Here is an 11,930-nt window from a genome sequence, read left to right as displayed (position 1 = left end):
TCTTATTCCCCTTGAGCAGCGTGTTCAGCTGCAGCATGAGTGTCAGCTGTTGCGTGTTCAGCAGAGTGGTCAACACCATGATAATTACTCATATAGTGGTTGATAATTGTTTCAAACAATTTTGGTTCAACTGAAGAGTAATAAGTCACAGGGTGTGGCTTAGTCGGGAACGGTTTCATAGCTTCAGCTTTAGCAAGCGCTTCTTGATCACCAGCAGCTTTAGCACGATTTACTAAATGCTCAATCTGATGCTTAGAACGGTCACCATCACGTAAGGTTGCCAATTCAGCTTGGTCAAGCGTAGTTTTTTGAACTGCTTCTGGGTTAATGGTTGAACCATTACCTGCTTTAACCGCTGCTACCCATTCATTGAATTGTTGCTCTGTAACGCTATGCGCCTTGAAACGCATTTGAGAGAAACCGTAACCTGAGTAGTTAGAAGAGAAACCACGATATACACCAGTTTCATTTGCTAACAAATGAAGGTGAGTTTGCATACCTGCCATTGCATAAATCTGGCCGCCTAACTGTGGAATGAAGAATGAGTTCATTGTAAAGTTAGAAGTGATTTTAAAGCTTAACGGAGTTTTTTCAGGGAAACGTACTTCGTTAACTGTTGCAATGTTTTGTTCAGGATAAATAAAGATCCACTTAAACTGTTCAGCAACAACTTGAATAGTCAAAGGTGCTTTATCTGATTCTAAAGGACGGTATGGGTCATACTTGTGGGAACCCCACCAAGTTAACCAAGCTAAAATACCAATAATAATGACAGGGATACCCCATACTACAACTTCAATTGCAGTTGAGTGTGCCCATGTAGGTTTATAGTCTGCATCTTTATTTGACGCGCGATATTTCCAACCAAACCATAATGCCATGATGATTGAAGGAATCACCACAAGTAACATTAAATAGATCGCAGTCATCATAAGGTCACTTTGACCTTGACCAACTGGACCTTTAGAGTTTAGAAGTACCATATCACCACCACACCCAGTCAAAAGTGCGGCAAGCGTTGATAAAGACAATACAGCTAAAATCGTTTGTCTCATTTTACAACCTCGGTGAAGAGTCCCATTCCCTAATTAAATATGGGATAGCGATTAAAGTGTCGCATGATTGAGAACGCTAATTCTAAAATTTAGACTTCTCAATTATATGACACCGCTACGTTGTAGGGCATTATGCCTCATATCGACAAACTAAGCTATACATAAAGTAGGCTGAAATAATTGTTTTAAAACCCGATTTTTTTTGTAGGGTATCTAATTTCAAAAGAGCTTTTATTTAAATATCAACTCTCTATAGAAAAAAGGAGGCGGGGTGCCTCCTCTTTTTTTAGACATTAAATGAATGAGTCATTCACTATCATTTGATCACTTTTGTTCTTGCAATTTTGTCATGTAAAGCTTGTCGCTTTTGTCCTAATGCAAAAGCGTAGTCAATAATTGTACTGATCGGCATAAACAGTAAGTTTAATATAATAAAAACAATACTTCTTAATAAGAAGATACGAGTTAGATTAACCTTGCTATTGTCCTCAGCATCTACAATTTTAATTCCAACGATTTTCTTACCTATACTTTGCCCAAACTTTGTTAAAAGGATGGCTTGAATTGCAAGCATAATTACGACATAAACAAGCATTGAATGCCAAGCTTCTATCGGAATTAAAGTAAAAAGTTGCTGTTGCAATTCTGCAGCCTTAGTTGATGCAACTTCTGCAGATTGCATTTGTTTTTGCAATTCGAATAATTGCTTATATTGAGCTTCATTAAAGAAAAAAGAAGGAATTGCAGCGATTGGTAACCATAGCAATAAATCAATAATTTTCGCTAAAGCCCGAGCTGGGATAGACGCAAGTTCATGAACTTTAGGTTCTACACGAATTTGACGAATAGTTTCATTAGGTGAAGTATTCGTGTTTATTGGAGGTACAGAATAACCAATAGGTTGATATACAAGTTTACCTTGGGTTAATTCTCCTAAAGCTTTCCATTCTGTCATGCCTTCATGCCAAGCTAAATCAGTTAACAAAATTTGTTGGCTTGCCAACATTTGATTTACTTGTTCTAAAGTATAAGGCCCAGCTTGTTGATTATTACGTGCCAAGTAAATTTGCATAAATAAAAATTCTCTATTCTAAAGATGAAAAAAGACCCACGGATGGGCCTTTTTTTATAACTTATTAGATTTGCTTGATTTTTTCTTCAGCAAGGAAGAACCATGTATCTAAAACTGAGTCTGGGTTAAGAGAGACAGATTCAATACCTTGTTCCATTAACCATTTTGCAAGATCTGGATGGTCTGAAGGACCCTGACCACAGATACCTACGTATTTACCTGCTTTACGGCAGGCATGGATTGCCATTGAAAGAAGTGCTTTAACCGCTGCGTCACGTTCATCAAATAAATGTGAAACAATACCGGAGTCACGGTCAAGACCTAATGTTAATTGAGTTAAGTCGTTAGAACCGATAGAGAAGCCATCGAAGTGTTCAAGGAATTGTTCAGCTAATAAGGCATTAGTTGGTAATTCACACATCATGATTACTTTTAAGCCATTCTCGCCACGTTTCAAGCCATTTTGTGCAAGTAATTCAATAACGCGTTTTGCTTCAGATACTGTGCGTACAAAAGGAATCATGATTTGAATGTTGGTAAGACCCATTTCATCACGAACTTTCTTAAGTGCACGGCATTCTAATTCGAAACAATCACGGAAGTTATCAGATACATAACGGCTAGCACCACGGAAACCGAGCATCGGGTTTTCTTCTTCAGGCTCGTATAACTTACCGCCAATTAAGTTTGCATATTCATTTGACTTGAAGTCAGACATACGGACGATCACTGGCTTGTCACCAAATGCAGCAGCAAGAGTTGCAATACCTTCAACCAATTTTTCAACATAGAAGTCTACAGGTGACGCATAACCTGCAGTACGCGTTAGAACCGCAGCGCGAGTTTCACGAGGTAGGCTGTCAATGTTGAGTAAGGCTTTAGGATGCACACCGATCATACGGTTAATAATGAACTCAAGACGAGCAAGACCAATACCTTCGTTTGGAATTTGAGCAAAGTCAAATGCACGGTCAGGGTTACCTACGTTCATCATAATTTTGAACGAAAGTTTAGGCATAGATTCAATTGAGTTGCGTTGAACTTCGAAATCTAATGCACCTTCGTAAATGAAACCTGTATCCCCTTCAGCACAAGAAACAGTTACTTCTTGACCGTCAGTTAATACTTCTGTTGCGTTACCGCAACCAACAATAGCAGGTACACCAAGTTCACGTGCAATAATTGCTGCGTGACATGTACGACCACCACGGTTAGTGATAATTGCAGCAGCACGTTTCATTACCGGTTCCCAGTCAGGATCGGTCATGTCAGATACAAGAACGTCACCTTCTTGAACTTTGTCCATTTCTTTAATTGAGTTAACAATACGGACTTTACCAGAACCAATACGTTGACCAATTGAACGGCCTTCACAAAGAACAGTACCTCTTTGTTTGAGAAGGTAGCGTTCCATAGTGCCTACATTTTGGCGGCTTTTTACAGTTTCAGGACGAGCTTGAACAATATAAATTTGACCATCATCACCGTCTTTTGCCCATTCGATGTCCATTGGCGCACCGTAATGTTGTTCGATGATAAGTGCTTGTTTTGCAAGCTCTTGTAGTTCATGGTCATTTAAAGCGAATTGTTGGCGCTCTTGTTTTTCAACGTCAACAACAACAACAGATTTACCCGCAGAACCTTCTTCACCATAAATCATTTTTTGGTGTTTAGAGCCAAGATTACGGCGTAAAACAGAATGTTTACCAGCATTTAATAATGGCTTAGATAAGTAAAACTCATCAGGGTTAACCGCACCTTGTACAACCATTTCACCTAAACCGTAAGATGCTGTGATAAATACAACATCACGGAAACCAGATTCTGTATCAAGTGTAAACATTACACCCGCAGCGCCAGTTTCAGAACGAACCATGCGTTGTACACCAGCAGACAATGCCACAACGTCATGATCGAAGCCTTGGTGTACACGGTAAGAAATTGCACGGTCATTATATAAAGAAGCGAATACTTCTTTGATCGCAATAAGTACGTTATCAATACCGCGAATATTCAAGAAAGTTTCTTGTTGACCCGCGAAAGATGCATCTGGTAAATCTTCAGCAGTTGCAGATGAACGAACGGCAACCGCGATATCAGGATTGCCGTTAGAAAGTGCTGTAAAAGCGGCGCGAATTTCTTGTTCTAAGGTTGCAGTGAGTGGAGTCTCTACAATCCATTGGCGAATTTTAGCGCCTGTTTCTGCAAGAGCATTTACGTCATCAACGTTGAGTTGAGCAAGTTCTGCTTGAATTCGAGCGTTAAGACCACTTTGGTCTAAGAACTCACGATAGGCAGCAGCAGTAGTTGCAAAGCCACCAGGTACCGATACACCAGCATTTGATAAATGGCTGATCATTTCACCCAAAGATGAGTTTTTCCCACCTACGAGTTCGACATCGTGTTTCCCTAATTTTTCTAGACCGATTACGCGCGCTTCCAAAGTTTTCACTCCACTTTTGCAGTATTAATGTCTATCTTGGCATGAAATTATAAAAATAAAGTGCTTAGTTGAGAATTATACTAAGCGACAGTCATGTAAGATCAGTTTACTATAAAGATTATATAGCACTAAGACAAATGTTTAAGGAGAATTTTAATGTCAGAAAGTAAACAGTTTAAGCGGAGTGTTTTTTTTATTTCTGATGGAACTGCAATTACTGCCGAGACCCTTGGACATTCGTTATTAGCTCAATTTCCCAATGTAGATTTTGATATCCATATCATGCCGTATATTACAACTGAAGAGGCGGCAATGGATGTGGTGGTTGAGATTAATCGATGTCAAACCAAAGACGGTTGTCTCCCTTTAGTATTTGATACTTTAGTCGATCCGCATGTACGAGAGATTATTAATACGGCTAAAGCGGTTAATCTGGATGTATTTGAAGGCTTAATTAGTAAACTTGAGCAAGAGCTTGGGACACCACCAACAACATTGGTCGGGCAGACCCATGCGGTAACCGATTCTGAATACTATAAAGCCCGTATTGATGCTGTTCATTTTGCGCTTGATAATGATGATGGGGCACGTACTCGTCATTATGATAAAGCGGATTTAATCTTAATTGGAGTTTCCCGCTCGGGTAAAACGCCGACTTCTATTTACTTATCTCTTCAATTCGGGATTCGTGTTGCAAACTACCCATTAACTGAAGAAGATTTGGACGATAACCGTTTACCAGCAGTATTGAGAGCTCATCGTAGTAAGCTATTTGGTTTAATGATTGATGCTGAACGTTTAGTTGCGATTCGTAGTGAGCGTAAAGCGAATAGCCGTTATGCGAGTTTTAGCCAATGCCAAATGGAGCTTAGAGCCATTGAAGGGATTTATATTTCAGAAGGTATTAAATATTTAAACGTGACCGAAATGTCAATTGAAGAGATTTCAACACGTATTTTACAAATGACGGGATTAAAACGTCGTATTGGTTAATTTAATCAAGTGCTTAGTTTAACCATTCAATTTTTTATATTAAGTTATAGATAAGTTGAATGGTTTTTTAATATCTATCATAGTAAAAAATAAAAGTTTTATATATAAAACCAAATATTATTAAATGGTTTTTATTGGTTATAAACCCGTAGTCGTTTTGAAACTCATTCGTAAATTTAAATAATACTATTGAAAAGAAATGTATGTTTTTTATAGCGCTAAAAAATAGTAATTATTTATTTTTTCTAAATATTTTTAGAAAGCATCCATAAAAAATCCATAATTCATAAAATGTTAAATAGATCACACTTTTTTAGTGTTGTGTGATTGTGTTTTGATTTTAATTATACTTTCCCACCTCGATATGGGACTATCCGATTATCAAAATGCTAAGAAAATGTGTTTTTTCATTGGTATATATCTTGCCACTTAATTTATATGCCGCTCAAGTGGATGAATTGCGAGAGCAAGCTATTCATATTTACAAAACTGGACAAACTCAACAAGCAATATTGCAACTAGAACAATTGCTAAATAAGTACCCGCATGACCAAAAGTTGCTAGCCGATTATTTAGTTGTAATGGCAAGTGAGAAAAAAGATCTAATGACTTTTTCTCAACATTTAGCAAATATTAATTATGTGAATTTTCCAGAATATGGGCAATTCCCATTAATACGTAATTTCCGTGATTTTAAACACTTTAAAAATGCGATTGAATGGTCAAACAAATTTAATATTCAAAAAACGCCTGATGGGCAAATTTTGTTAGCAGTTTTATATGCCGAGGCTCAAGATACTGTAAATGCAAAACTACACTTAAAAAATATTAAAAGTAAAAAACTTACAGCAGATCAACTTGTTCGAGTTGCCTATGCGTATCGACTCATCAATTCACCCGTAGATGCTTTATCTGCAATTGAGCAAGCTTATCAGCAACAACCAAAGTCTTTTGCAGTTTTGCAAGAATATACTTACGACTTAGCCGCTGTAGGTGCCTATAAAAAAGCTCAGCAGTTATTGCTTGCCAGTGATAAAAATGTACAAACTGAATCGCTTCAGCATTGGTTAAAGGTCAGTGAGTTTTCTCAACGCGTAAATAATGCAATTACTCGCTATAAATATCTCAATCGAGAAGGTTTATCGGATAGTGAAGGTTTTGCAGAGTTAGATGAGGTATTGAAGCAAGGTGAACAAATACAGCCTTTGATTCAATCTTCAGACCCTAATTATTTAAGATTTCATTATGACTATTTGTATGCTTTGGACTTTCGTGGACGTAGCCGTACAGTATTAGATGAGTTCGCTAAATTAAATGTGCCTTTAGAAAAACTACCGGCTTATGTGCGTCATGCGATTGCTGATAGTTATTTAGCTGAAAGAAAACCGCAGCAAGCTGAATTTGCTTTTAAAACCCTGCTTACCGAAAAAAACTACTCAGATATGACGGTATATACGGGGCTTTATTATTCTTATATTGAACAAGAAAAATATAAACAAGCTGAACAACTTTTGAGTGACGTTGATCGGTTGATTCCTACGTATAAATATAGTCAAGCGAAAGGCGTAGATAAATCAAGCCATCCTGATCGTGATGATTATATTGCTTTACAAGGTATGCATTTAGCTTATGCAAACCATTTGGATCAATCAGAAAAGCACTTTCAGAAACAAGTAGATCTTGCACCTGCTAATGAGGGTTTAATTAATAACCTTGCTCGTGTTGAGCGCTGGAGAGATAAGCCATTACAGGCGAAGCAAACAATTGATCGTTTAAATGGCTTAACACCAGTTGCTAAAGATACGCGTATTAACCAAATGCAAAATGCTCAGGCTTTAGGGAATATTCCTGAGTGGCGCAAAAGCACAGAAAGTCTTTTGCAATATTATCCTGAAGATAGCGGGGTAGTTAAAAGTCGAAAAGAGTTGGATGATCGTGATAGAGCAACGATCTCGCACTCAACAACTTGGGGCCAAAGTAAAGCAGAGAACAATGATTCTGTGAGTGGGCAAAATGGTTTGAAAGACCGCGAAATGGAAACTCGTATTAATAGCCCGTGGATTAAAGATAATTATCGTCTATTTGCTTGGCATCAAGATCGTTACGGAGAATACCGTTATGGGGATGTGCATGACCAACGTTATGGGGGCGGCGCTGAGTGGCAAGCAAACCGTAAGGCATTGTCGGCAATCTTGTCGCAAAGTACAGATGGTGGACAAGCCGGTGTTCGTCTTGATTGGTCGCAATGGTTAAACGACCACTGGCAATATCAATTGCAATATGACAGCCAAGCTAATATTCCATTACAGGCAATTGATGCTGGTGAGGATGGACAAGCTTACCGTGCTGCTCTGACATGGCAAAAAGATGAGTCACGTCAAATTGGGGCAAGTTATGGCTTAACCGATATAAGCGACGGTAATAAACAACAAGAGTTTTCTACTTTTTGGCGCGAGCGTTTATTTGATGCACCTCATCATATTACCTACGGAACGGTGCGTGGATTTTATGGTAGCAATAGCCAAGATCAGACCGCTTACTTTAGCCCAAGCAATCATTATAGCGCTGAGTTGAATTTAAGCCATGACTGGGTTACTTGGCGAGAATATGAACGCTCATTTAAACAGCATTTTGAAGCTGGAGTAGGGCTTTATAAACAAGCAGATTACTCAGCTCGACCAACATACTCTTTGCAATATCAACATCAATGGCAGCTCTCACGGACTTGGCAACTTAATTATGGAATTGGTTGGCAATACCATCCATACGATGGTCATGATGAACAACATACCTACGGTATTTTCGGATTTGAAGGGCGTTTTTAATGAATAATATGATGTCAAAAATGTTGAGTTGCGTGTTTGCTTCAACATTATTACCCGTACAATTTTCCTATGCCCACGTTGAAACTGAACTACCAAAAAATCATACGGTTTCTTTAACTTTTCATGATGTCAGAGATGACGTACTCAAGGAAGGTGACCGTGATGTTTATGCGATTCAGACCAATAATCTGGCACAGTTTCTTGATTGGCTCAGTCAGTCCGATTGGAAACCGATTCGTCTAAAAGACATCGAAGAGGCGCGTAAACAAGGTAAAGAATTACCTCATAACTCTATTCTACTCACCTTCGATGATGGTGCTTTGAGTAGTTACAGCCGAGTATTTCCTTTACTTAAGCAATATCAGATTCCAGCAGTTTTTGCTCTTCCAACCAGTTGGTTAAATGGCAATACTCAAGCAGGTTATGAAGCTTATGGCCAAGGTAATTTGGTGAACTGGGCTCAAGTTCGTGAAATGCAAGCCTCTGGTTTAGCAGAGTTTGCAAGCCATAGTGATGATTTACATCATGGTGTATTGGCCAATCCTCAAGGCAATGAGCAACCTGCTGCGACTTCTTATGCTTATTTAAAATCGCAATCACGTTATGAAACCGATACAGAATATCAACAACGTATTTTGCAGGATTTAAAAAAATCTTATGCAGTTTTAAAAAAAGAAATAGGTGTTAATCCGAAAGCAATTATTTGGCCATATGGCGCGGTAAATGAGCAATTAGAAAAACTAGCGCAACAGGCAGGTTTTCAATTTTCGTTCAGTCTGGGACGTGATGGCATGAATCGCGTAAGTGACTCAACTTTTAACCGCAGCTTGGTCATTAATAATCCTACGGCCGAACAACTGACAGAAGGCATGATAAATATTCTGAATTTCGAAGAGTCAGATTTATTTAAGCAACCTCGTCACTTTGTAAGTATGGATTTAAAGGAGCTGGCAGCTCAACAAAATGCTCAGACCGATGAAAAATTAGGGCAGTTATTATCAAAATTATATAGCTTAAAAAACAATGCTTTAATCTTAAAGCCTTTAGAAGATAAAGATGGGGATGGGCAATATGATGTTGCTTATTTCCCTACAAATAAAATTTTTGTCCAACAAGATATTTTAAACCGTAGTTTATGGCAGGCTCAAACTCGTGCGGGTCAATCGGTAATATTAGAATTACCAGTTTATCCGCAAAAAGATAAACCATTTTTAACTGTAGATTTGGCTAAAGATATAGCACGCTTTAACAGTAATTTAAGTGGTGTTCAACTTAATGCGGGAACATCTTTAAATTGCGCAATGCAAAAAATCACAGTTCAGGAAAATAGTTGCATTGAACAATCTAAACAGCTCGCACAACTTGCCCAGCTGACTAAAAAAGCAGTTAAACCTTATTTAAATATGAGTAATCAGGCACAGTTTAGTTTATTGCTTACACCTGATTTAGATCATATCGAAAATCTACCTGAGCTTATAAAAACGCTTTTATTGCAACATGATTTAGTCAATTTAAAGTTCGATGTGATTGGCAAGAAAAAGCAATTTAATCAGTTATTAATGCTTTTAAATACACTTGATGAAAATGATAAGCAAAGATTAATGCTGACTTTAGCGTTACCAGAAAAATCGCAAAAAACTGCTTGGACTGAAGTGCAGCAAGCCCTCTTTGCTATTCAGCGGATAGGCATTCAGAAATTTGGTATTGATGGCTATGATTTTGAAAAATCAAAAGATGTTCATCAATATTTATATAATCCGATTAGTTTGAATGCTAGCCCTGTGATGTATCAGCCTTTTGCTGGATTGGTAGAGGGGAAAAAGTAATGAGAGTATTGCTCGATATTCTGTTTGCTTTTGCCTTTTTATATCCCTTACTGATGGCATGGACATGGATGGTAGGCGGACTCTGGTTCTTCTTTAAAAGAGAATACCGTGAACAAGCGCTTCCTGAACCTACAGGCGAAGGATGCAGTATCATCATTCCGTGTTTTAACGAAGAAGCGCAAGTACGCCAAACAATTCGTTATGCGCTACAAACCAAATATCCTAATTTTGAAGTGATCGCCGTCAATGATGGAAGTAGTGACAGAACAGCTGAAATACTTGATGAATTGTCAGCGCAAGATTCACGACTTCGGGTTGTGCATTTGGCAGAAAATCAGGGTAAGGCCGTAGCTTTAAGATCGGGAGTATTGGTGAGTAAATACGAATATCTTGTTTGTATTGACGGCGATGCATTACTACATCCGCATGCTGTACTTTGGTTAATGCAGCCCTTTATTAATTTCCCGCGAATTGGCGCCGTAACGGGGAATCCAAGAATTTTAAACCGATCTAGTATTTTAGGAAAATTACAGGTCGGTGAATTTTCTTCGATTATTGGTTTGATTAAACGTGCACAGCGTACATATGGTCGTATTTTTACAGTATCGGGTGTGATTGCAGCATTTCGTAAAACAGCACTTGTTCGAGTGGGATTTTGGTCAGACGATAAAATTACTGAAGATATTGATATTTCATGGAAGCTACAGCTCGACCATTGGGATATTCAATATATTCCGCAAGCGCTTTGCTATATCTATATGCCTGAGACATTTAAAGGGTTATGGAAACAACGTCTTCGCTGGGCACAAGGTGGGGTAGAGGTTCTTATAGAATATATTCCACAAATGTTCAAACTGCGTGTTCGCAGAATGTGGCCTGTCATGATTGAGGCGCTAGTCAGTATTATCTGGTCTTATGTCATGATTATGATCTTCACGCTATTTTTTATGGGATTATTTATTGAACTGCCTCAACAATGGCAAATCAAAACGCTTATGCCACAGTGGTACGGTGTAATACTCGGCGGAACATGTTTAATTCAGTTTTTAGTGAGTTTGTGGATTGACCAGCGCTATGACCGAGGGCGTTTCTTTAGAAATTACTTTTGGGTCATTTGGTATCCGTTATTTTTCTGGTTACTGACTTTGTTTACAAGTGTTGTGGCGGTACCAAAAACTTTATTTAACACTAAAAAACGTGCTCGCTGGGTAAGTCCAGACCGAGGCTTCCGTGGAGATAACCCATGAAATCTGAGGAAAATAAGAATATCGAAGCGCTAGATATTCCTGAATATATTGACCAGCCAGAATATGTCAAAAATAAAACGGCAAACTATACATTACAAACAGTTGGTTGGTTCTGTTTAATGTGGTTGTTATTTCCGTTGGTTTCATTGTTTTTATGGGTGTTTGAAGGGCACTTAATTTATGACTACGTCTGGGTTGACCATATATCAGAAGTTAAGACCTTACTACACTTAGCATTGCTCATCGGGATTAGTGCACTCATTTTAATTTTGTGGGCGAGCTATAACTGGATTAGATTTAGTGGCGAGGATCGACGAGCTAAGGCACCTAATAGTTCAGTTGAATTACTAGCCGCCCAATTTTTGGTTACGCCTGAGATGTTAACTGAGTTGCAAAAAAAACAACGCATCATTTTGCATTACGATGATCATGGTAATTTGCAAAAATATGAGTAAATAAAAAAGCATGG

The 11,930-nt window shown here is 38.3% G+C and carries 8 protein-coding genes; 5 read left to right on the top strand and 3 right to left on the bottom strand.

Going from position 1 to position 11,930, the window contains the following annotated elements; all coding sequences use genetic code 11:
* Positions 1-2: 2 nt before the first annotated feature.
* The 3 genes from cyoA to ppsA all read right to left on the bottom strand — a co-directional run bounded on the left by cyoA (position 3) and on the right by ppsA (position 4,579).
* Positions 3-1,055: a ubiquinol oxidase subunit II gene (gene cyoA / locus KTI78_RS05110; RefSeq protein WP_016140564.1), complete on the bottom strand. Its 1,053-nt coding sequence runs from the start codon at positions 1,053-1,055 to the stop codon at positions 3-5.
* A gap of 316 nt (positions 1,056-1,371) precedes the next feature.
* Positions 1,372-2,127 (bottom strand): RDD family protein, encoded by a 756-nt coding sequence (locus KTI78_RS05105; RefSeq protein ID WP_016140565.1) that lies wholly within the window; start codon positions 2,125-2,127, stop codon positions 1,372-1,374.
* A 64-nt stretch (positions 2,128-2,191) separates the two neighbouring features.
* Positions 2,192-4,579, bottom strand: coding sequence for a phosphoenolpyruvate synthase (gene ppsA / locus KTI78_RS05100; RefSeq protein ID WP_224991330.1), 2,388 nt, complete (start codon positions 4,577-4,579; stop codon positions 2,192-2,194).
* 147 nt (positions 4,580-4,726) lie between these two features.
* Between ppsA and KTI78_RS05095 the strand changes: the two genes are divergently transcribed.
* The 5 genes from KTI78_RS05095 (at position 4,727) to pgaD (ending at position 11,916) form a co-directional block, all read left to right on the top strand.
* The gene (locus KTI78_RS05095) at positions 4,727-5,563 is read left to right on the top strand and encodes a pyruvate, water dikinase regulatory protein (protein WP_002119749.1); all 837 of its coding nucleotides are present in this window, start codon (positions 4,727-4,729) and stop codon (positions 5,561-5,563) included.
* Between the two features lie 386 nt (positions 5,564-5,949).
* On the top strand, positions 5,950-8,388 hold the full coding sequence (gene pgaA, locus KTI78_RS05090) for a poly-beta-1,6 N-acetyl-D-glucosamine export porin PgaA (RefSeq protein WP_262445410.1): 2,439 nt from the start codon (positions 5,950-5,952) through the stop codon (positions 8,386-8,388).
* Entirely contained in the window at positions 8,388-10,214 is a 1,827-nt protein-coding gene (gene pgaB, locus KTI78_RS05085; protein ID WP_262445409.1) for a poly-beta-1,6-N-acetyl-D-glucosamine N-deacetylase PgaB, read from the top strand. Before pgaA ends, pgaB begins: the two co-directional genes overlap by 1 nt.
* Positions 10,214-11,461 carry a poly-beta-1,6-N-acetyl-D-glucosamine synthase gene (gene pgaC / locus KTI78_RS05080; RefSeq protein ID WP_262445408.1) on the top strand — a complete coding sequence of 416 codons (1,248 nt, stop codon included), beginning with the start codon at positions 10,214-10,216 and terminating at the stop codon, positions 11,459-11,461. Before pgaB ends, pgaC begins: the two co-directional genes overlap by 1 nt.
* Complete coding sequence (gene pgaD / locus KTI78_RS05075; protein WP_262445407.1) at positions 11,458-11,916, top strand: poly-beta-1,6-N-acetyl-D-glucosamine biosynthesis protein PgaD; 459 nt, start codon at positions 11,458-11,460, stop codon at positions 11,914-11,916. The genes pgaC and pgaD overlap by 4 nt, the downstream gene beginning before the upstream one ends.
* Positions 11,917-11,930: the final 14 nt, after the last annotated feature.

The organism is Acinetobacter sp. WU_MDCI_Abxe161 (assembly GCF_025514355.1).
GTDB lineage: Bacteria > Pseudomonadota > Gammaproteobacteria > Pseudomonadales > Moraxellaceae > Acinetobacter > Acinetobacter pittii_E.
This window is presented reverse-complemented; position numbering and strand designations above follow the sequence as displayed.

Coding starts and splice junctions, on each gene's coding strand:
- cyoA (WP_016140564.1), bottom strand. CDS start 1,055: ATGAGACAAACGATTTTAGCTGTATTGTCTTTATCAACGCTTGCCGCA.
- KTI78_RS05105 (WP_016140565.1), bottom strand. CDS start 2,127: ATGCAAATTTACTTGGCACGTAATAATCAACAAGCTGGGCCTTATACT.
- KTI78_RS05095 (WP_002119749.1), top strand. CDS start 4,727: ATGTCAGAAAGTAAACAGTTTAAGCGGAGTGTTTTTTTTATTTCTGAT.
- pgaA (WP_262445410.1), top strand. CDS start 5,950: ATGCTAAGAAAATGTGTTTTTTCATTGGTATATATCTTGCCACTTAAT.
- pgaB (WP_262445409.1), top strand. CDS start 8,388: ATGAATAATATGATGTCAAAAATGTTGAGTTGCGTGTTTGCTTCAACA.
- pgaC (WP_262445408.1), top strand. CDS start 10,214: ATGAGAGTATTGCTCGATATTCTGTTTGCTTTTGCCTTTTTATATCCC.
- pgaD (WP_262445407.1), top strand. CDS start 11,458: ATGAAATCTGAGGAAAATAAGAATATCGAAGCGCTAGATATTCCTGAA.